The 20,640-nt window shown below is 73.5% G+C and carries 18 protein-coding genes and 1 pseudogene; 11 read left to right on the top strand and 8 right to left on the bottom strand.

The annotated features are described in order from the left end of the window. Both JWQ92_RS09845 and JWQ92_RS09840 read right to left on the bottom strand, forming a co-directional pair. Positions 1 to 824, bottom strand: a pseudogene (locus JWQ92_RS09845) (hypothetical protein); the annotation flags it as partial. Between the two features lie 200 nt (positions 825 to 1,024). Further along, positions 1,025 to 2,440 carry an amidohydrolase gene (locus JWQ92_RS09840; RefSeq protein ID WP_297344278.1) on the bottom strand — a complete coding sequence of 472 codons (1,416 nt, stop codon included), beginning with the start codon at positions 2,438 to 2,440 and terminating at the stop codon, positions 1,025 to 1,027. A 50-nt stretch (positions 2,441 to 2,490) separates the two neighbouring features. Between JWQ92_RS09840 and JWQ92_RS09835 the strand changes: the two genes are divergently transcribed. From JWQ92_RS09835 to JWQ92_RS09815, 5 genes are read left to right on the top strand one after another with little or no spacing between them, the layout of a single operon-like run. After that, positions 2,491 to 3,207 carry an amidohydrolase family protein gene (locus tag JWQ92_RS09835; RefSeq protein WP_297344277.1) on the top strand — a complete coding sequence of 239 codons (717 nt, stop codon included), beginning with the start codon at positions 2,491 to 2,493 and terminating at the stop codon, positions 3,205 to 3,207. Next, positions 3,120 to 3,680 (top strand): amidohydrolase family protein, encoded by a 561-nt coding sequence (locus tag JWQ92_RS09830; protein ID WP_367276728.1) that lies wholly within the window; start codon positions 3,120 to 3,122, stop codon positions 3,678 to 3,680. Before JWQ92_RS09835 ends, JWQ92_RS09830 begins: the two co-directional genes overlap by 88 nt. A 19-nt stretch (positions 3,681 to 3,699) precedes the next feature. Further along, entirely contained in the window at positions 3,700 to 5,031 is a 1,332-nt protein-coding gene (locus JWQ92_RS09825) for a thymidine phosphorylase (protein WP_297344276.1), read from the top strand. 9 nt (positions 5,032 to 5,040) lie between these two features. After that, a complete protein-coding gene (locus JWQ92_RS09820; protein ID WP_297344275.1) occupies positions 5,041 to 6,156 on the top strand; it encodes an adenosine deaminase in 1,116 nt (371 codons plus the stop codon). Position 6,157: 1 nt separating this feature from the next. Next, positions 6,158 to 6,439: a PTS sugar transporter subunit IIB gene (locus JWQ92_RS09815; protein ID WP_297344274.1), complete on the top strand. Its 282-nt coding sequence runs from the start codon at positions 6,158 to 6,160 to the stop codon at positions 6,437 to 6,439. A gap of 76 nt (positions 6,440 to 6,515) precedes the next feature. Here JWQ92_RS09815 and JWQ92_RS09810 read toward each other — a convergent pair whose 3' ends face one another. Then, on the bottom strand, positions 6,516 to 8,162 hold the full coding sequence (locus tag JWQ92_RS09810) for a phospho-sugar mutase (RefSeq protein ID WP_297344273.1): 1,647 nt from the start codon (positions 8,160 to 8,162) through the stop codon (positions 6,516 to 6,518). Beyond that, complete coding sequence (locus JWQ92_RS09805; RefSeq protein ID WP_297344272.1) at positions 8,159 to 9,004, bottom strand: purine-nucleoside phosphorylase; 846 nt, start codon at positions 9,002 to 9,004, stop codon at positions 8,159 to 8,161. The genes JWQ92_RS09810 and JWQ92_RS09805 overlap by 4 nt, the downstream gene beginning before the upstream one ends. Positions 9,005 to 9,057: 53 nt before the next feature. Between JWQ92_RS09805 and JWQ92_RS09800 the strand changes: the two genes are divergently transcribed. Continuing rightward, complete coding sequence (locus tag JWQ92_RS09800; RefSeq protein WP_297344271.1) at positions 9,058 to 10,494, top strand: NAD(P)H-quinone dehydrogenase; 1,437 nt, start codon at positions 9,058 to 9,060, stop codon at positions 10,492 to 10,494. Positions 10,495 to 10,514: 20 nt separating this feature from the next. Here JWQ92_RS09800 and JWQ92_RS09795 read toward each other — a convergent pair whose 3' ends face one another. Beyond that, positions 10,515 to 12,329: a biotin carboxylase N-terminal domain-containing protein gene (locus tag JWQ92_RS09795; RefSeq protein ID WP_297344270.1), complete on the bottom strand. Its 1,815-nt coding sequence runs from the start codon at positions 12,327 to 12,329 to the stop codon at positions 10,515 to 10,517. Positions 12,330 to 12,447: 118 nt separating this feature from the next. After that, on the bottom strand, positions 12,448 to 13,071 hold the full coding sequence (locus tag JWQ92_RS09790; protein ID WP_297344269.1) for a nucleoside triphosphate pyrophosphatase: 624 nt from the start codon (positions 13,069 to 13,071) through the stop codon (positions 12,448 to 12,450). Positions 13,072 to 13,135: 64 nt separating this feature from the next. On the opposite strand from JWQ92_RS09790, the gene JWQ92_RS09785 reads away from it, so the two are divergent. From JWQ92_RS09785 to JWQ92_RS09765, 5 genes are all read left to right on the top strand, one after another. Then, entirely contained in the window at positions 13,136 to 14,359 is a 1,224-nt protein-coding gene (locus JWQ92_RS09785) for a class I SAM-dependent RNA methyltransferase (protein WP_297344268.1), read from the top strand. A gap of 134 nt (positions 14,360 to 14,493) precedes the next feature. Then, a complete protein-coding gene (locus JWQ92_RS09780; RefSeq protein WP_297344267.1) occupies positions 14,494 to 15,192 on the top strand; it encodes a response regulator transcription factor in 699 nt (232 codons plus the stop codon). After that, positions 15,182 to 16,453, top strand: a complete 1,272-nt coding sequence (locus tag JWQ92_RS09775; protein WP_297344266.1) for an ATP-binding protein — start codon at positions 15,182 to 15,184, stop codon at positions 16,451 to 16,453. The genes JWQ92_RS09780 and JWQ92_RS09775 overlap by 11 nt, the downstream gene beginning before the upstream one ends. After that, positions 16,450 to 17,505, top strand: coding sequence for a hypothetical protein (locus tag JWQ92_RS09770; protein WP_297344265.1), 1,056 nt, complete (start codon positions 16,450 to 16,452; stop codon positions 17,503 to 17,505). The genes JWQ92_RS09775 and JWQ92_RS09770 overlap by 4 nt, the downstream gene beginning before the upstream one ends. 131 nt (positions 17,506 to 17,636) lie before the next feature. Further along, the gene (locus tag JWQ92_RS09765) at positions 17,637 to 18,446 is read left to right on the top strand and encodes a glycoside hydrolase family 16 protein (RefSeq protein ID WP_297344264.1); all 810 of its coding nucleotides are present in this window, start codon (positions 17,637 to 17,639) and stop codon (positions 18,444 to 18,446) included. Positions 18,447 to 18,777: 331 nt separating this feature from the next. Here the strand turns inward: JWQ92_RS09765 and JWQ92_RS09760 are convergent, their stop codons facing one another. Next, entirely contained in the window at positions 18,778 to 18,990 is a 213-nt protein-coding gene (locus tag JWQ92_RS09760) for an acyl-CoA carboxylase subunit epsilon (RefSeq protein ID WP_297344263.1), read from the bottom strand. After that, positions 18,987 to 20,591, bottom strand: a complete 1,605-nt coding sequence (locus JWQ92_RS09755; RefSeq protein WP_297344262.1) for an acyl-CoA carboxylase subunit beta — start codon at positions 20,589 to 20,591, stop codon at positions 18,987 to 18,989. The genes JWQ92_RS09760 and JWQ92_RS09755 overlap by 4 nt, the downstream gene beginning before the upstream one ends. Positions 20,592 to 20,640 lie beyond the last annotated feature (49 nt).

Genomic DNA, 20,640 nt, shown 5'->3' with positions numbered 1-20,640 from the left:
CGGTACGCCCGCTCGCCGGGCGGCAGGCCCGTCGGCCGCCCGGCGAGCCCGTCGAGCGTGTCGCGGGCGTCCGACCACGCCCCGCCGATCTGCTGCAGCGCCGCACGGTGCAGCAGGCAGGCGCCCCGGTACGGCACCAGCCCCGCCTGGGCGTCGCACCAGTCGGACAGGGCCGCGGTCCACTCGCGGGCGCGGGCGAGGTCCCGCCGGGCCATGCAGCTCGCGATCACGGCGCAGTAGCCGGCGCCGGCGACCAGGTCGCCAGCGGACCCCGACGCGATCTCGAGCATCACCCGGTCCATGCAGGCGAAGCCCCGCTCCGTGTCGCCACCCGCGACGAGCGACCGGCCGCAGCCCATGAGCGCGAGGATCAGCAGGTCGGCGTCGCCCAGCCGGTCCGCCTGCGTGACCGCCTGCTCGAAGAGCCGCACGGCGCCCCGCCCGTCGCCGGCGGACCAGCCGAGGGAGGCACGTGCGAGCAGGACGAGGACGGCCGTCGGCGAGTCCGGCCGCGCATCGGCGGCCAGCTCCTCGAGGCGAGCCGCCCAGGCCCCGGCTCGGACAGCGTCGCCGCGGTTGCCGAGCGTGAAGCCGATCCAGAAGACGCAGCGGGCGGCCGCGGCGGCATCGCCCGCCTCCGCGTACGCCCGGTGGGCGCGGTCCCAGGCGTGCACGGCCTCGTCGGTCCGCCCCGTCAGCTCCAGGGCGAGCCCGAGCCGCGCCCGCCCGTCGGCGTCGAGCTGCCCCGCCGTATCCGCCGAGGCGAGCGTCTCCGCCTCCGCGCGCCAGTCCGTCCCTGCGACCCCTCGGTGACCGGGTTCCATCGCGGACCGCCTCCAGACGCCTCGTGAGGCCGAGCGTAGGACGTCCGTCCCCCGGCGTCAGCGCAGGGGGTCGGCGAGCACCCCGCATCGATTCCTCGCCGCCGGCGTCGAGAAGGGCGCGCCGGCGTCGCGGCGACGCTCGGGCACGAGCGTCGCTTCCCGTTCCCGCGCGCCCGGGTGGCCATGGCCGTAGCAGCGCATCAGGGGTCGTAGTCCTGGATGCGGCGTCCGTGGGACGTGTCACGGAGCTCGGGCACGCGCCGGTTGAGCTCCTCGATCGCCTCGGTGAGGTCGAGGTCGACGAGGCGGCCGTCGTGGACGACCACCCGGCCGTCCACGACGACCGTGCGCACGTCGGTCGACTTCACGCTGAGCACGAGCGCGGCCGGGAGGTCGTGCATCGGCTGGAGGTGCGGACCGGACAGGTCGATCAGGGCGATGTCGGCCCGATGGCCGGGCAGCAGGGCGCCGATGCGGCCGCCCTGCCCGACCGTGAGCGCGCTCTGGCGGGTGGCGAGGTCGAGCGCGTGCGCCGAGGTGAGCCAGGTGGCGTCCCGCGCCTTGTCCTTCTCCACGAGGGACAGCATCCGCATGCTCTCGAGCACGTCGAGGGTGTTGTGCGAGCCGGGGCCGTCCGTGCCGACGCCGACCGGCACGCCGCCGTCGTGCAGCAGCCGCACCGGTGTGGTGCTGCCCTGCGCGTGCTTCAGGTAGACCTTGTCGCAGCAGGCGACGCCGATCCGGTCCGCCCTGGGCGACAGCCAGCGCAGGTCGTCCTCGGTGATGCCCGCGCCGTGGGCGATGAGCACGCCCGAGTCGAGCAGGCCCGTGTCGTGCAGCACCTGCATCGGCGTCATCCCCCGGGAGGCGAGGCTCGACTCCGTCTGGTTCATGCCCTCGGCCGCATGGATGTGCGTGAGCACGCCGAGCCGGGACGCGACCTCCGCCGTCCGCGTCAGGTCCGCGTCGTTCACCGTGTACGTGGCGTGCGGACCCATGGCGGCGGTGATGCGGCCGTCGGCCCGGCCGTGCCACTCCTCGGCGAACGCCGCCGAGCGCTCGAGCCCGGCCGGGCCCTCGGAGGAGAAGTACGTCGGGGCGAGCAGCGCACGGATGCCCGAGGACTCCACCTCGCGGGCGATCTCGTCCATCGAGAAGTAGTGGTCGGCGAAGGTGGTGACGCCGGCGAGCAGCATCTCGCCGATCGCGAGCCGGGCCCCGAGCGCGACGTCGCGGGGGGTGAGGTTCACCTCCATCGGCCAGATGTGGTCGTTGAACCACGACGAGGTCGGCACGTCCTCCGCCGCCGACCGGAACATCGTCATCGCCGAGTGCGTGTGGCAGTTGATGAGGCCAGGGATCGCCACGTGCCCCCGGGCGTCGAGAACCTCGGCGCCGCGCAAGTCGTCGTCGGTGAGGTCCTTCGTGGGCACCACCCAGGCGATCGCACCCTCCACGACGCCGATCGCGTGGTCCGGCAGCAGCACCGCCTTCGCCCGGAGGGCGCCGGGGGAGTCCGGGTAGCCGGGCGCCGCCGGCTCCGTGTGCGTGAGCACGGTCGCCCCCGTGATCACGAGCGAGGGGGAGGGATGGGCCAGGGGGTCGGCGTCCGTCACCCGCTCATCGTAGGAGCGGGTGGAAGGATCGATCCGACGGGAGGGCGGGCATGCTCGAGCGGATCGCCGGCGTCGAGCTCTGGGACGGCGAACGCGTCCGCGGGCCGGTGGAACTGCGCCTCCGCGCCGTCGGGGCCGACGCGGTCGTGGACGCCGTCGAGCCGGCGCCGACGGCCCGCTGCGCCGCGATCCCCGGCCTGATCGACACGCACGTGCACCTCATCGGCCAGTCCACCGGCGCGGCGGTCGACTTCCTCACCTGGCCGCTCGTCACCCGGCCGGAGGAGCGCGTGCTGCACGGGCTCGCGAACGCGCGGGCCGCGCTCGCCGGCGGTGTGACGACGCTGCGCGACCTCGCGGCCGACGACATGCAGTTCTCGCTCCGCCGCGCGCTCGACGCGGGGGTGGTGCCCGGGCCGCGACTGCTCGCGTACGGCATGGTCGGCATGACCGCCGGCCACGCCGACCTCGTCACGCCGGCCGCGATCGCGAACCGGCCGCCGGTCGCGGACGGGCCCGACGAGTGCCGGAGGCTGGTCCGGCACTGGGCGCGGGCCGGCGCCGACGGGATCAAGATCGCGACGAGCGGCGGCGTCCTGTCGGTCGGGGACCGTGCCGCGTGGCGCAACCACACCCGGAGGAGATCGGGGCGATCGTCGACGAGGCGCACGCGCTCGGGATGCGGGTCGCGGCGCACGCGCATACGGAGGAGGGCATCCGCATCGCCCTCCAGCAGGGTGTCGACTCGATCGAGCACGGCACACTGATCACCGGCGAGCAGGCCGAGGCCGTCGTGCGCCGCGGCATCCCGATCGCGCCGACGCTGCTCATCAACGACCGGATCGCCGAGGGACGCGGCGCGTCCGCCGATCAGGCCGCGAAGGCCGGCGAGCTGCTGGATCAGCGGGACCCGCGGCTCGTCGACGCCGCCCGGCGCGGGGTCGACTTCGTCCTCGGCACCGATGCGAACGGCTTCCACGTGCGCTTCGGCGAGCAGATGACGGAGGTGCGCCGCATGGCCGACCTGTTCGGCTGGGACGCGGAGCGAGCGCTCGTCGCCGCTACGTCGGCGGCCGCGCGAGCTCTCGGCCGGGAGGACCTCGGGCGCCTGCGGCCCGGGGCGAAGGCGGACCTCGTCCTGCTGCGGCGCCGGCCGTGGGAGGACCTCGACGCCCTGCGGGTCGAGGAGATCGTGGCGGTGGTCAGCCGGGGCGTCGTCGTCGCCGGGGCCCTGACCTGACCCGGCTACCGTGACGGGCGTGACCGAATCCTTCGACGCCGTCGACCTCATCGTCGCCAAGCGGGAGCGCCGCACGCTCGAGACCGCCGAGATCGACTGGCTGGTCGACGCGTACACGCGGGGCGTCGTCGCCGACGAGCAGATGTCCGCCTGGGCGATGGCGGTGCTGCTGAACGGCATGGACCGCCGCGAGATCCGGGACCTCACGCTCGCGATGATCGCTTCCGGCGAGCGGATGTCCTTCGACGGCCTCAGCCGCCCGACCGTCGACAAGCACTCGACCGGCGGCGTCGGCGACAAGATCACGCTGCCTCTCGCGCCCCTCGTCGCCGCGTTCGGCGTCGCGGTGCCGCAACTCTCCGGCCGCGGCCTCGGGCACACCGGCGGCACCCTCGACAAGCTCGAGTCAATCCCGGGCTGGCGGGCCGACGTGACGCCCGACGAGATGCGACGGCAGCTCGCGGACATCGGCGCCGTGATCTGCGCCGCCGGCGGCGACCTCGCGCCCGCCGACAAGCGGCTCTACGCCCTCCGCGACACCACCGGCACGGTCGAGGCCATCCCGCTCATCGCGTCGAGCATCATGTCGAAGAAGATCGCCGAGGGGACCTCGGCGCTCGTGCTCGACGTGAAGTTCGGCTCCGGCGCCTTCATGCAGCGGCGGGAGGACGCGGACGAGCTCGCGCGCACGATGGTCGACCTCGGTACGGACGCCGGGGTCACCACGGTCGCGCTCCTCACGGACATGAGCGTGCCGCTCGGTCTCGCGGTGGGCAACGCGGTCGAGGTCGCCGAGAGCGTCGAGGTGCTCGCCGGCGGCGGCCCCGCCGACGTGCGGGAGCTCACCGTCGCGCTCGCCCGCGAGATGCTCGCACTCGCCGGGCAGCCCGACGCGGATCCCGCCGCCGCCCTCGACGACGGCCGGGCGATGGACGTCTGGCGGCGGATGGTCGCCGCGCAGGGCGGCGACCCCGACGCGCCGCTGCCCGAGGCGCGGGAGCGCACCACCATCACCGCGGAGACGGACGGCGTGCTCGTCGAGCAGGAGGCCAAGGGCGTCGGGGTCGCGGCCTGGCGGCTCGGCGCCGGCCGGGCCCGCCAGGGCGACCCCGTGCAGGCGGGGGCCGGCGTGCTGCTGCACGCCAAGCGCGGCGATCGCGTGAGCGCCGGTCAGCCCCTCGCGACGCTGCTCACGGACGACTCGGGGCGCATCCCGCGCGCCGAGTCGATGCTGCGCGACGCCATGAGGATCGCTCCCGCCGGGACCGCCGTGGAGCCGCGTCCCCTCATCGCCGGCCGCATCGCCGCCGACGGCCGAACCCGCCCGGCACGCGAGGCCCGCGCCCGGTAGCCTGAGCCCGTGCCGGGGGCTTCAGGGTGGTTGCTGTGGAACGACGTGGACGCCGCGCGCCTGCCGAAGGTGTCGCTGCACGACCACCTCGACGGCGCCCTCCGCGCCACGACGATCGTCGAGCTCGCGGATGAGGCGGGGATCGACCTCCCCGAGACCGACCCGCCGGCGCTCGACACGTGGTTCCACGAGCAGGCCGACTCCGGATCGCTCGTCGACTACCTGACGACCTTCGACGTCACCACCGCGGTCATGCAGACCGCGGCGCAGCTCTCCAGGGTGGCCCGCGAGTACGTGCTCGACCTCGCCGCCGACGGCGTCGTCTACGGCGAGGTCCGGTGGGCGCCCGAGCAGCACCTGACGGGCGGCCTGACCCTCGATCAAGCGGTCGAGGCCGTGCAGGCGGGCCTCGAGCAGGGCGTCGAGGCCGTGCGGCAGGACGGGCACGGCATCCGCGTCGGGCAGCTGATCACCGCGATGCGGCACAACGACCGCGCCCTCGAGATCGCCGAGCTCGCGCTCCGGCACCGCGACCACGGTGCGGTGGGCTTCGACATCGCGGGCGCCGAGGCCGGCTTCCCGCCGTCGCGGCACCGCATCGCCTTCGACTTCCTCGCCGAGCACTGCTTCCCCGCCACCGTGCACGCGGGCGAGGCCGACGGGCTCGACTCCATCCGCTCGGCCCTCGTCGACGGCCGCGCGCTGCGGCTCGGCCACGGGGTGCGGATCGCGGAGGACCTCGTGCTCGAGCGCGAGGACCAGGACAACTCCTACGTGACCGTCGGGCGGCTCGCGCGGTGGGTCCGCGACCGGCAGATCCCGCTCGAGCTGTCACCGCAGTCGAACCTGCAGACCGGCGCGATCGCCGCGTGGGGCGATCGGCTCGAGGACCACCCGTTCGACCTGCTGTACCAGCTCGGCTTCCGGGTGACCGTGAACACCGACAACCGGCTCATGAGCGACACGAGCCTCTCCAAGGAGCTGGCGCTGCTCACGGAGGCGTTCGACTACGACCTCGACGACCTGCTCACCTTCCAGCTGAACGCGGCCGAGGCGGCCTTCCTGCCGCTCGAGGACCGCGACGAGCTCGGCGACACCCTCACCCGCGGATTCGAGGCGATCTGACGTGACAGTGAAGATCCTCACCATCTGCGGCGCGGGCGTCGGCACGAGCGAGATCCTGCGGGTGTCCGCCTCGCGGGCGCTCGGCCGGCTCGGGATCGACGCCGAGGTCGTCGCGACGGACGTGGACCACGTGCACGAGCTCGCCGAGGACGTGCAGGTGATCCTCGCGACGCCGGAGCATGTGAAGCACATCGGGCGCACCTACGCGCAGGTGATCGTCATCCAGAACATCCTCGATCAGGAGGAGCTGACCGAGAAGCTCGGCGACGCCCTCGGCGAGTGACCCCGCCCCTCCCTCCCCTCCGAGCTCCCGGTTTCTGCAGTCATATCCGTGCCATGACCGCAGAACGTGGCGACTCTCAATCCGAGGAGGGTGTGAGGAGGGCGTGGGTGCCCTCGCGCAGGGCTGACAGCTTCGCGTCCGTCTCCGCGCGCCGGGCCGCCGGGGTCGCCGCCTCCGACCACACGTCGAGGTAGGCCTTCAGCTTCGGCTCGGTGCCGCTCGGCCGCACGACGAGGCGCGCGCCGCCGGCGAGGGCGAACCGCAGCACGTCCGACGGCGGCAGCCCCTCCGCGCCGTCCCTGAGGTCGTCGATCGAGTCGACCGCAAGCCCGCCGACGTCCTTCGGCGGTGCATCGCGGAGCCGTGCCATGATCCGGTCGATCTCGGCCAGGTCGGCGACGCGGAGCGAGATCTGGTCGGAGTCGAACCGGCCGATCGCGGCCTCGATCTCCGCGAGCCGGTTCCCGAGGGTCCGGCCCTCCGCCGCGAGCCGCGCCGCCTCACGGAGGACGACGACGAGCGCGGAGATGCCGTCCTTGTCGTGCACCGTGTCGGGATCGACGAGGTAGCCGAGCGCCTCCTCGAACCCGAACAGCAGCGCGGGAGCGCGGGAGATCCACTTGAAGCCGGTCAGCGTGCGGCTGAAGAGGAACCCGAACCGGTCCGCGATCCGCTCGAGGCCGGGCGTCGAGACGATCGAGGTCGCGAGCGTCCCGCCGGCGGCGCCGGTCGTCGACGCGATGGTCCAGCCGAGCAGCAGGCCCGTCTCGTTGCCGCTGAGGCGCCGCCAGCCGCCGTCGCCGTCCGGGATCGCGACCGCGAGGCGATCGGCGTCCGGGTCGTTCGCGAGCACGAGCACGGCGTGCGACTCCCTGGCGGCCGCGAAGGCCGCATCGAGGGTGCCCGGCTCCTCGGGGTTCGGGAACGGCGCGGTGGGGAAGTCGGGGTCCGGATCCGCCTGCGACAGCACGACGACCGGATCCGGCAGCCCGGCGGCCGCCAGCACCTGGCGCACCGTGGCGAGGCCCACGCCGTGCATCGGGGTGTACACCCACGCCAGGTCCCCGTGCACGCCGGCCGCGAGCCGGGCCGTCGCGGTCACGTACCGCCCGACGAGGTCGTCCCCGGCGAGCGTCACGGCGGCCGACCGCGGCGGCAGGCCGCCCTCGGCCGTGACCGCGTCGATCTGCTCCAGCATGCGCCCGTCGTCCGGGCTCACGAGCTGCGAGCCGGCGTCCGGCCCACCGAGGTAGAGCTTGTAGCCGTTGTCGGGCGCCGGGTTGTGGGACGCGGTGATCATCACGCCGGCGCTCGCGCCGAGATCCCGCACCGCGAAGGCGAGGACCGGCGTCGGCAGGGCGCGCGGCAGCAGCGTGACGGCGACGCCAGCCGCGGCGAGCGCTTCCGCCGCGTCGCGGGCGAAGACGTCGGACTTGTGTCGGGCGTCGTGGCCGACCACGACGGACGGCCGGTCGGTGCGGGTCGCGAGGAAGCGGGCGAGTGCGGCCGACGTGCGCAGCACGACGACGCGGTTCATCCGGTGGGGTCCGGCGCCGAGGGCACCGCGGAGACCGGCGGTGCCGAACTCGAGGCGTGCGCCGAACCGGTCGGCCAGCGCCGCGTCGTCGCGCGCGTCGAGCAGGCCCCGGAGCTCCGCGACGGTGTCCGGATCCGGATCGATCGCGAGCCACGCCTCGGCGGCGGCACGCAGGTCCCCGCTCACGCCGCCGCCAGGTCGTCGGCGATCGCTGCGACGATGCGGGCGAGCAGATCGGCGAGCCGCGGCTCGGCCTCCTTGCCGGCGGCGAGCACCTCCGCATGGCTGAGCGGCGTGGACTGGATGCCCGCGGCGAGGTTCGTGATGAGCGACATCCCGAGCACCTCCACGCCCGACTCCCTGGCTGCGATCGCCTCGAGGGCCGTCGACATGCCGACGATCGAGCCGCCCATCGTGCGCGCCATCGCCACCTCGGCCGGCGTCTCGTAGTGGGGCCCGCGGAACTGCACGTACACACCCTCGTCGAGGCTCGGATCGACCCGGCGCGCGATCGCGCGCAGCCGTCGTGAGTACAGGTCGGTGAGGTCGACGAAGGTGGCCCCCTCGAGGGGCGATGCGGCCGTCAGGTTGATGTGGTCGTCGATGAGCACCGGCGTGCCGGGGGTCCAGTGCGGGCGGATGCCGCCGGCGCCGTTCGTGAGGACCATCACCCGCGCCCCCGCGACGGCGGCGGTGCGGACGCTGTGCACGACCCGGCGGACGCCCCTGCCCTCGTAGAAGTGCGTGCGGGCGCCGATGACCAGCGCATGCAGGCCGTGCTCGAGTTCGATCGAGGTGAGCGTGCCGGAGTGCCCCGGCACGCCGGAGACGCTGAAGCCGGGGACGTCCTCGGCCGAGACGACCGCGACGGTGCGGCCGAGCCGCTCGGCCGCACGCCCCCAGCCGCTGCCGAGGGTGAGGGCGATGTCGTGCCGCGCGACGCCGGTGCGTTCCGCGAGCGCCGCGGCGGCGAGCTCGGCGACGGCGGTGGGTGGGGTCTCGAGGTCGTCGAGGGAGGGCTCGGCCATGCCGCAATGCTACGAGCGCCGATCGCGGCGCCCCGAGCCGCCAGAATGGCCCCATGCCCTACGAGTTCGACCGCAAGCAGCGCATCGCGGTGATCGGCGGCGGCCCCGGCGGCTACGAGGCCGCGCTGGCCGGCGCCCAGCTCGGAGCCGACGTCACGGTCGTCGAGCGCCAGGGCGTCGGCGGCGCCGCCGTGCTCACCGACGTGGTCCCCTCGAAGACCTTGATCGCGACGGCCGAGGCGACCGAGGGGATCTCGAGCGCGGGCGAGCTCGGCGTGCAGTTCTCCGTGCCGAACTCGGCGGGCCGCGCCAGCCGCCCCGACGTCGCCGTGAACCTCGGGACGATCAACCGCCGCGTCCGGGCCCTCGCCCGGCAGCAGTCCGAGGACATGCGGGGCAACCTCGAGCAGGCGGGCGTGCGGATCGTGACCGGGGAGGGGCGCCTCGACGCGCCGGGCCGGGTGATCGTCTCGACCGGCAAGGGCCGCACGGCGCACGACTTCGACGAGATCGAGGCGGACACGGTGGTCATCGCCACGGGGTCCAGTCCGCGCAAGCTGCCCACCGCCATGCCCGACGGCGAGCGCATCCTCACCTGGACCCAGCTGTACGAGCTCGACGAGGTGCCGGAGCACCTCGTCGTCGTCGGTTCCGGCGTCACCGGCGCCGAGTTCGCCTCCGCCTACATGCAGCTCGGCAGCGAGGTCACCCTGGTCTCGAGCCGCGACCGCGTGCTGCCGGGGGAGGACGCGGACGCGGCCGCCGTGCTCGAGGACGTCTTCACCCGTGGCGGCATGCACCTGCTCTCCCGCAGCCGGGCCACGTCGGTGCGCCGCGACGGCGACGGCGTGGTCGCGGTCCTCTCCGACGGCCGCGAGGTGCGCGGCAGCCACTGCCTCATGGCCGTCGGGTCGGTGCCCAACACGGAGGGCATCGGCCTCGCGGAGGCGGGCGTGCAGCTCGCGCCCTCGGGCCACATCCGCGTGAACCGGGTCGCGAGCACGTCGCAGCCGGCCGTGTACGCGGCGGGGGACTGCACGACCGCCCTGCCGCTCGCCTCCGTCGCCTCGATGCAGGGCCGGACCGCCGTCTTCCACGCGCTCGGCGACGCGGTGACCCCGCTCGAGCTGCGCAACGTCACCTCGAACGTCTTCACGCAGCCGGAGATCGCGACGGTCGGCTGGACGCAGCGCCAGATCGAGGACGGCGTCGCGCAGGGCGAGATCTACAAGCTGCCGCTCAGCCAGAACCCCCGCGCGAAGATGCAGGGGCTGAAGGACGGCTTCGTGAAGCTGTTCGCTCGCACCGGATCGGGCACCGTGATCGGCGGGGTCATCGTGGCGCCGCGGGCGAGCGAGCTCATCCTCCCCATCGCGCTCGCGGTCGAGCACCGGCTCACCGTGGATCAGCTGGCGCGGGCGTTCAGCGTCTACCCGTCGCTCTCCGGGGCGATCACCGACGCGGCGCGTGCGATGCACATCGTCGCCTGACGAGTCGGCGGGCGCCTCCGTCAGGCGGTCGCGAGCGCGGGCTCCGGGTCGAGGATCTCGAGCAGCACGGTGCCGGCAGCGACCGTCGTGCCCGCCTTCGCGGTGAGGCCGGCGACCACGCCGTCGCGGTGCGCGGTGATCGGCTGCTCCATCTTCATGGCCTCGAGCACCGCGACGAGGTCGCCGGAGACGACCCGCTGCCCCGGCGCGACCACGACCTTCACCACCGTCGCCTGCATCGGCGCCTTGACGGCGTTGCCGGATGCACCGGCCGCGCGGCTGACCGTGCTGCGCCGACGGGGCGGGGGCGCCGCGGGCGAGAGCCCGCCGTCGCCCTTCGCGAGCGCGGCGGGCAGCGACACCTCGATCCGCTTGCCGTTGACCTCGACGGTCACGCGATGCCGGTCGTCGGCGGTCGCGTCGCGGAGGTCCTGGTCGCCCAAGGACCCGCTCCAGGGCTCGAGGTCGTTGACGAACTCGGTCTCGATCCACCGGGTGTGCACGCCGAAGACGCCGTCGGGCGCCGTGAACGCCGGGTCGCGGACGACCGCGCGGTGGAACGGGAGCACCGTCGGCAGGCCCGCGACCTCGAACTCGGCGAGCGCACGGCGGGAGCGCTCGATCGCGTCGTTGCGGTCGGATCCGGTGACGACGAGCTTCGCGAGCATCGAGTCGAAGGCGCCGGAGACGACGTCCCCCGTGGTGACCCCCGAGTCGATGCGCACGCCGGGGCCGCCGGGTACGCGGAACGCCTGCACCGGGCCGGGGGAGGGCAGGAAGTTGCGGCCGGGGTCCTCGCCGTTGATCCGGAACTCGATCGAGTGGCCGCGCGGGGCGGGGTCGTCGTAGCCGAGCTCCTGACCCTCCGCGAGGCGGAACTGCTCGCGCACCAGGTCGAGCCCCGTGACCTCCTCCGAGACCGGGTGCTCCACCTGGAGGCGCGTGTTCACCTCGAGGAAGGAGACGGTGCCGTCCGCGCCGACGAGGAACTCGCAGGTGCCGGCGCCGACGTAGCCGGTCTCCTTCAGGATCGCCTTCGACGCCGAGTAGAGCAGCGCGGTCTGCTCGTCCGTCAGGAACGGCGCAGGCGCCTCCTCGACGAGCTTCTGGTGGCGGCGCTGCAGGGAGCAGTCGCGGGTCGACACGACGACGACGTTCCCGTGCTCGTCGGCCAGGCACTGCGTCTCCACGTGGCGGGGCCGGTCGAGGTACTTCTCGACGAAGCACTCGCCGCGGCCGAACGCCGCGATGGCCTCACGGGTGGCGGAGTCGAAGAGCTCCGGGATCTCCTCGCGGGTGCGTGCGACCTTCAGGCCGCGGCCGCCGCCGCCGAACGCCGCCTTGATCGCGATGGGCAGCCCCACCTCGTCGGCGAAGGCGACCACCTCGCTCGCGTCGGCGACGGGGTTCAGCGTGCCGGGCGCGAGCGGCGCGCCCACCCGCTCGGCGACGTGCCGGGCGGTCACCTTGTCACCGAGCTGGTCGATGGCCGACGGCGGCGGGCCGATCCAGATCAGACCCGCGTCGATCACGGCCTGCGCGAAGTCGGAGCGCTCGGCGAGGAAGCCGTAGCCCGGATGCACGGCGTCGGCGCCGCTGCGGCGCGCGACGGAGAGCAGCTTCTCTATGACGAGGTACGTCTCGGCGCTCGTGGTGCCGTTCAGCGCGTAGGCCTCGTCGGCGAGCCGCACGTGGCGTGCGTCGCGGTCCTGATCGGCGTACACGGCGACCGAGCCGATGCCGGCGTCCCTCGCGGCGCGGATGATCCGGACGGCGATCTCACCCCGGTTCGCGATCAGCACCTTCGTGATCCGGCGCTGCGCTCCTCCCGACATGATCCCTCACCCTATTCGCGGGCGCGGCCGCTCCCTTGGAAGCGTGCGACAAACTCCTGCCGGAAGCGCCGTCCGATTCCTACATCCTCGATGGCCGCATCCCGCGTGTAGGACCGGCTCAGCGGGACCACAACGCCGTCCATTCGACGCCGGTCGCCCGTACCAGGCGGCGCAGGGCGGGCAGTGACAGGCCGATGACGGTCGACGGGTCGCCCTCGATCCGGTCGATGAACGGACCGCCGAGGCTGTCGATCGTGAAGGCGCCCGCGACCGCGAGCGGCTCCCCGGAGGCCACGTAGGCGGCGAGCTCGGCGTCGGTCAGGTCGGCGGCGAAGCGGACGAGCGCCCGGGTGACGGCCCCGTCACCGCGGCCCGTGCGCCCGTCGATCAGCCATTGGCCGGAGTGCAGCACGCCCTCCCGACCGCGCTGCGCCCGCCAGCGCTCGAGCGCGCGTTCGGGGGTGCCGGGCTTGCCGTGGATGTGCCCGTCGATCGCGAACGCGGAGTCGCCGCCGAGCACGAGCGCGTCCTCGCCGGCGTGCACGGCGGCGACCGCCTCGGCCTTGGCCCTGGCGAGCAGCAGCACGGTCCCGTCGGCGTCGAGGGGCCGGCCGATCCGCTCCTCCTCCGCGGCGACGGTCGCCGGCTCGTCCACGGAGGACGGCACGACCTCGGGTTGGACGCCCGCCGCGCGCAGCAGCGCGAGCCGCGCGGGGGAGGTGGAGGCGAGCACCAGACGCATGTCGTCACGCTAACCGCGAGGGCCCGTGCGTGTCCGGGCGTCCGGGATCGGGCACCCTGGAGCGGTGACGGATGCGCAGGGTCTCGAGGGCACGGTGCTCGATCTCGACGTGCTGCGGATCGCGCACGGCGGGGTCTCGGTCGCCGAGCACGAGGGCCGCGTCGTGTTCGTCGCGGACACCCTGCCCGGTGAGCGGGTGCGCGCCCGGGTCGTCGAGGACCGGCACGAGCGGTGGCTGCGCGCCGAGACCGTCGCGGTGCTCGAGCCCTCGCCGGACCGGCGCCCGCACATCTGGGCCGCCGCGTCCGTGGAGCGCGATCCGGACGAGCGGGCGGGCGGCGCCGAGTTCGGCCACATCGCCTCCGAGCGGCAGCGCGCGCTGAAGAGCGAGGTGCTGCGCGACGCGCTCGCGCGGACGGGGCGCCTGCCGGAGGCGACGATCGACGCCCTGGACCCGCAGGTCCGTGCGGTGCCGGGGCCGCCCGACGGCACACGGTCCCGGACCCGGCTGCGGCTGCACGTGGACGCCGGCGGCGCCATCGGCCCGTACGCCGCGCGGAGCCGTTCCGTCGTGCCGGTCGAGGACCTGCCGCTCGGCGTCGCCCCGCTCGAGGCGCTGCTGCCGACCGCGCCGCGCGACCGGGACTCGGTCGAGCTGGTGGCGCCGTCCGAGGGGGAGCCGTTCGCCGTCGGGGGCAGGGGCGCGCATCCGCCGATCACGGAGCGGGTGGGGGAGCGCAGGTTCCTGCTCGAGGCCACCGGGTTCTGGCAGGTGCATCCGGAGGCCCCCTCGGTGCTCACCGCTGCGGTGCAGGCGGCGCTCGACCCCGGCCGGTTCGATCCCCGCGCCGGCAACCTGGACCTCTACGGCGGCGTCGGCCTGCTCGCGGCGGCGCTCGGCGACGCCGGCGGGCCCGGCACCCGGGTGACGAGCGTCGAGTCCGACAGGGCCGCCGGCCGCCACGCGCGCGCCAACCTGGCGTCCTGGCGCGGCGCACGGACCGTTCCCGCCCGGGTCGACGCCTTCCTCGCCCGTGAGCGGGACGAGCGCCCCGGCGCCACGGTCGTGCTCGATCCGCCGCGGTCCGGCGCCGGCCGGGCGGTCGTCGAGGCCCTCGCCGGGCTCCGACCCGCGCGCATCGTCTACGTCGCCTGCGACCCGGTCGCGCTCGCCCGCGATCTCGCGACATTCGCCGGGCACGGCTGGCGGCCCGTGCACCTCGAGGCGTTCGACCTCTTCCCGAACACCCACCACCTCGAGGCCGTCGTCGCGCTCGACCACGACTGAGCGCGTCGCAGGGCGGCCGCGCACCGGCCCCGAACTGGGGGACGGATCAACCCCGATCGGGGTGCACCTTTCGGTCCGTTCTGTCCCCCGAAATCCGTAGACTCGCTGCCGTTCAACCCAAGGAGCGGACCCTGATGACCATCACGAACGCACAGCCGGAGATCATGACCGAGCTCGTCCGCGTCGCCGTCGTTGACGACCACGAATCCGTCCGACTCGGCCTCAGCGCCGCGTGCATGCGCGAGGGCTTCGAGTTCGTCGAGGAGGGTGCGACGGTCGGCGAGCTCATCGAGCGGCTGCACGGTCGCGAGACCGACGTCGTCGTGCTCGACCTGTCCCTCGGCGACGGCTCCACGATCACGGAGAACGTCAAGAACATCCAGGCCACCGGTGCCGGCGTGCTCGTGCACTCCATCGCCGACCGCGCCGCCGGTGTCCGTGAGGCGCTCGCCGCCGGTGCCGCGGGCGTCATCCCGAAGTCGGCGGCGACCGCCACCGTCATGGCCGCGATCCGTACGGTCGCCCGCGGCGAGGTGCTGAACAACCTCGAGTGGGCGAGCGCGATCGACGCGGACGTGGAGTTCGCGAAGGCCCAGCTCGGCCGCCGCGAGCGTGACGTGCTGAACCTGTACGCGTCGGGTCTCCCGCTGCGCATGGTCGCCGAGCAGCTCGGCATCGCCCCGTCGACCGTCCGCGAGTACCTGGACCGAATCCGCGTCAAGTACGTCGAGGTCGGCCGCCCGGCCCCCACCAAGGTGGACCTGCTCCGCCGCGCGGTGGAGGACGGCATCCTGCCGAACCTCGACATCGACGCCGATGACGATGAGGTCTGAGGAGCCCGCGCTCCTCGATCCGACGGCGGCTGAAGCCCGCAACTTCGTCTCGCCGATCGGGACGCGCCGCGTCGAGATCACCCTCGCCGTCGCAATGAGCCTCTTCGGCCTGCTCTTCAGCGTGCAGAGCCTGCCGGCCCTGATCGCGCAGGCGGGCACGATGAACTCCGCCCTCGGGCACGCGATCGTCGTGCTCGTGTACGGAACGATCCTGATCGCCGGGCTCGCCGCCGTGCTGCGGCAGTGGACGACGCAGATCTTCCTCACCGCCGCTGCGGCCTACCTGGTCGCGCTGGCGCTGTGGGTGCCCTCGCTGCACGGCGCCTTCCCCGCGGGCGAGATCCCGTGGATCATCCAGCTCTCGACCGTTCCGAGCGGGTTCATGATCGTCGGACGCCGCGAGTGGATCACCCCCGCGATCTACACGGCCGTCATCGGGGTCGCGATCGGGCTGCTCCGCTCGTCCATGCCCGGCGGGAGCGTCGACCCGGCCCGGGCGCTCCTCGACGCCGTCTACGCGGTCGCCCTGAACCTGGGCCTGCTCATCCTCACGGTCGCCGTGCGGCTCGCCGCCCGTCAGGTGGACCAGGCGCAGACGAACGCGCTGCAGCGGTACGCCGCCGCCCAGATCGACCAGGCCATGGAGTCCGAGCGGGTGCGCACCGACGCGCTGGTGCACGACTCGGTGCTCACCACGTTCCTGTCCGCCGCGGCCGCGCAGACGGCGGAGGCGAAGGACCTGGCCGCACGGATGGCCCGCAACGCGATGGGTCACCTCTCCCGCGCCACGGTGGCGGCCGACACCGGCCCGCACGTCACCCTCGGGGAGCTCGTGCCGCGCATCCAGGAGGATGCGCTCGCCGTCGTGGACCGCTTCGAGGTGCGCAGCGAAGCGCTCGACGGGCGCAGCGTGCCGACCGGGGTCGCCGAGGCGCTCGTGTCCGCGACCGTCCAGGCGATGACGAACAGCGTGAAGCACGCGGGCGGACCCGAGCTCACCCGCACCGTCGTGCTCCGCGGCACGACCGCCGGGGGCGTGCAGTCGATCATCAGCGACAACGGCGCCGGCTTCGACCCGGCCCTCGCGCCGAGCGAACGGCTCGGCGTGCGGGTGTCCATCCTCGAGCGCATCCGGCTGGTCGGCGGCGACGCCGACATCCGCACGGCGCCGGGCCTCGGGACCACGATCGTGCTGTCCTGGCCGGCTGCGGCCCGGGAGGCGTCGGAGCCCGTCGACATCACGGCGCTGGCACTCGGATGATCACCATCCCGCGCCCGCTGCTCGTGGCCCTCGCCACGGGGTTCTCGCTGTACCACGTGATCCTCGGGGTGTCGGCGGTGCTGACGGGCGAGTACGCCCAGCACGTGGAGCGCGTCATCGCGGCGCTCGTGCTGTTCGCCGTCGTGACCGTGCTGTCGGTGACGGTGGGGCGGAACGTCGGGATGCCGGTGTGGCTGGCGGGTCTCAACGTCGGCGCCGGGCTCTCGATCACGCTGCTCGTGGCGAGCGCCATCGACCTGACCAGGGGCGGCGACCTCGGGTACGCCACCTGGTACGTGGCCGCGGTCGGCACCCTGCTCACGGTCACCGCGGTGCGCCGTCACACGACCTACGCCTGGTTCGGGCTGGGCCTGCTCGTCACGCAGACGATCGCGTGGGCGGGGCCGATCGGGCTGACCCGGTTCGGCGTGCTCGGCGACATCCTCTGGGTGGGCATCGCGCACGTCTTCACCCGGGCCCTCGCCCGCGCGACCGTCGACGTGCGGCAGTTCGCCCGCGCCGAGCGGGAGGCGGTGGAGTGGCAGGCCGCGCAGGACGCGCACCACTTCGAGCGCCAGGTGCGGCTCACGCAGACGAGCCGCATGGCGGTGCCGATGCTGCGCCGCATCGCCGAGGTGGGCGGGGAGCTGGACGAGGCCGACCGGCACGAGTGCCGGGTGCTCGAGCAGTCGATCCGTGACGAGATCCGTGGCCGGCGGCTGCTGAACGACCGGGTGCGGGAGCAGGTCATCGCGGCCCGCCGTCGCGGCGCGTTCGTGCAGGTGCTCGACGACGGCGGTGTCGACGACATCGACGCGGAGCTGCTGGATCCGGTGCTCGACCAGGTGGCGGATGCGCTGAGCCGCGTGCGGTCGGACCGCATCATCATCCGTACGGCGCCGAAGGGGTCCGCGAAAGCGGTGACCGTCGTCGGCCTGTCGAGCGGCACCTCGGCGGCGAGCGCGCTGGGCATCGAGGACGAGGACGAGGACGTGGACCTCTGGCTCGAGCTGGAGCGCCCGGTGGGCGCCCCGACCCCGGTGCAGGTCTAGACCGTCGGCGGGTCCCCGTCCGACCGGTGGTGCCGACGCCTCGGGCGGCGGCGCTGGACGTCGGCGGCGTTCCGCCCGCTCCACCGTCGCGCGAGTGGTCGCCCGGTGCGCGCACCGGGAGGATGGCCGGTGTGACCGATGACGGTGCGCATCCGCCCACTTCCGAAGCACGTCGGGCCTTCGTCGACGATTTCCCCGGCCCGGAGCTGCGCGGGGACCTGTGGGTGGCGCAGTACCTGCCGCAGTGGACGACGCCCGATCGGTCCGCCGCCCGGTACGCCGTCGTGGCTGAGGGCCTGCAGCTCCGGATCGAGGAGGACCAACCCGACTGGCGTCCTGAGGACGGCCCGCTCCGCGTCAGCAACCTGCAGACCGGCGTCCACTCCGGCGCTGAAGGAACCACCCGGGGCACCCACCGGCACCGCGCGGACGGTCTGGTCGTCCGCACGGCGACCGGTACCCGGCTGTCGTGGGCGCCATCGGCGGGGCGACTCACCGTGACGGTCAGTGCCGCCACGGGGTCGAGCTGCATGCTCGCGGCCTGGCTCATCGGAACGGAGCACCGCTCCGAGGATGATGCGGGAGAGATCTGCATCTTCGAGATCGACGCGTCTGCGATCGGCCCGGAGAGCACGACGGCGCGATCCGGGATCAAGGCGCACCACGACCCGCGCCTCCATGACGACATGGCCGAGGTCCTTCTCCCGTTCCGCGCCGTCCGGCCGCATACCTGGACGGTGGTGTGGGGAGGTGGCACGACCGTGATCAGCTGCGAGGGCGCGGTCGTCCGCACGCTCGATCAGGCGCCGGACTACCCGCTGTTCCTCATGCTCGACCTGTTCGAGATCGGCTCACGCGGAGGCGCATACCCGAAGACCGCCGTCATCCATCGCGTCATGGGTCAGGCCGTGTCGACCGGCGCCCGATCTGCGGAACGGTAGCGAAGGGCCGCCACGCCGGCCCGGAGCGGACTGCCCACGACGTCTTCGATCCGTGTACGGATCGAAGACCATGAACAAAGAAAGGGGCCGGCCTCCCCAGACCGGCCCCTGTACACCCCCGAATCGAGGAGACAACCCGAATATCTCGTCGATTCGCCCCCGACGGACGCCTGCTTACCCTGATCGGCGTTCCGCCCGGTCGCGTCGCCGTGGGTCGGCCGACGCTGTACCCCTATTCTGCAGGGAGACGCCCGCGCCCGCAGTAGGTGGTTTCGGGGACATTCGGGGTACAAATCACACTCGACAGGTCGTTCCGTCACCCCCGTTGGGGTCACCGGGGATCGGTCCAGCGGCCTTCCATGTCGCTGGGCCGTCGAAGCCCGTGGCGGCGTTCCCAGGGGGACGGGGCGGTGCCGGGCTGGATGGTCCGGGCTCCTGCTGCGGCCCGTTCGGCCTGCAGCTGCGCGAAGACGGCCGCGATCGCGGCGATCTCCTCGTCCGTGGCCGAGCCGCCGAGCACGTGCGGGGTCTCGGATGAGGTCACAGGGGGATGTTCCCGTGCTTCTTCGGCGGCATGCTGGCGCGCTTGGTGCGCAGCGCCCGGAACGCCTTGATGACGGTGGTGCGGGTGGAGGCGGGCTCGATGACGCCGTCGAGCTCGCCGCGCTCGGCGGCGAGGAACGGGCTGGCGACGTTGTAGGTGTACTCGTTGGCGAGCCGGGTGCGCACGGCGTCGACGTCCTCGCCGGCCTGCTCGGCCCGGCGGATCTCGCCGCGGTACAGGATGTTGACGGCGCCCTGGCCGCCCATGACCGCGATCTCGGCGGTCGGCCACGCGTAGTTGAGGTCGGCGCCGAGCTGCTTGGAGCCCATGACGATGTAGGCGCCGCCGTAGGCCTTGCGGGTGATCACGGTGACGAGCGGCACCGTCGCCTCGGCATAGGCGTAGAGCAGCTTGGCGCCCCGCCGGATGACACCCGTCCACTCCTGGTCGGTGCCCGGCAGATAGCCGGGCACGTCGACGAGGGTGAGGATCGGGATGGAGAAGGAGTCGCAGAACCGCACGAACCGGGCCGCCTTCTCGCCGGCGTCGATGTTCAGCGTGCCGGCCATGGCGCTCGGCTGGTTGGCGACGACCCCGATCGTGCGGCCCTCGATGCGGCCGAAGCCGACGACGATGTTGGGGGAGTAGAGCGGCTGCGTCTCGAGGAACTCGCCGTCGTCGACGAGCGCCTGGATGACCTCGTGCACGTCGTACGGCTGGTTGGGGCTGTCCGGGATGAGGGTGTTCAGCCGCCGGTCGGAGTCCGTGACCTCGAGCTCCGCCGTGGAGGCGTAGCGGGGCGGATCCGTGAGGTTGTTGTCCGGCAGGTAGCCGATGAGGGTGCGCGCGTAGTCGAGCGCATCGTCCTCGTCGGAGGCGAGGTAGTGCGCCACGCCGGACCGGGTGTTGTGCGTGTACGCGCCGCCCAGCTCCTCCATCCCGACGTCCTCGCCGGTGACGGTCTTGATGACGTCGGGGCCGGTGACGAACATCTGGCTGGTCTTGTCGACCATGATCACGAAGTCGGTGAGGGCGGGGGAGTAGACGGCACCGCCGGCCGCGGGACCCATCACGATCGAGATCTGCGGGATGACCCCGGAAGCGGCGGTGTTGCGCCGGAAGATCTCGCCGTACTTGCCGAGCGCGACGACGCCCTCCTGGATCCGGGCGCCGCCCGAGTCGAGGATGCCGATGATCGGCACGCCCGTCTTCAGGGCGTGCTCCATCACCTTGATGATCTTCTCGCCGGCGACCTCGCCGAGGGAGCCGCCGAAGACGGTGAAGTCCTGGGAGTAGACGGCCACCTGACGGTCGTGGATGGTGCCCAGTCCGGTGACGACCGCATCGCCGTACGGCCGCTTCGCGTCCATGCCGAAGGCGTTGGTGCGGTGGCGCACGAACTCGTCGAGCTCCACGAAGGTGCCGTGGTCGAGCAGCTGCTCGATGCGCTCGCGGGCGGTCTTCTTGCCTTTGGCGTGCTGCTTGGCGACCGCCGCCTCGCCGCTCGCGGTCACGGCTTCGTGGTAGCGCTCGCGGAGGTCGGCCAGTCGGGCGGCCGTGGTGATGGGGGCGCCAGCCGATGCCTGGTCGAGGTCGGTCACCCGAGCGAGCCTAGCGCCGGGCGCAGGCCGCGATCCGTGGCCGCGCTCG

Source organism: Amnibacterium sp. (genome assembly GCF_025463795.1).
Lineage (GTDB): Bacteria > Actinomycetota > Actinomycetes > Actinomycetales > Microbacteriaceae > Amnibacterium.
Note: the sequence above shows the minus strand (reverse complement) of the source record. Positions and strands in the feature narration are given on the sequence as shown.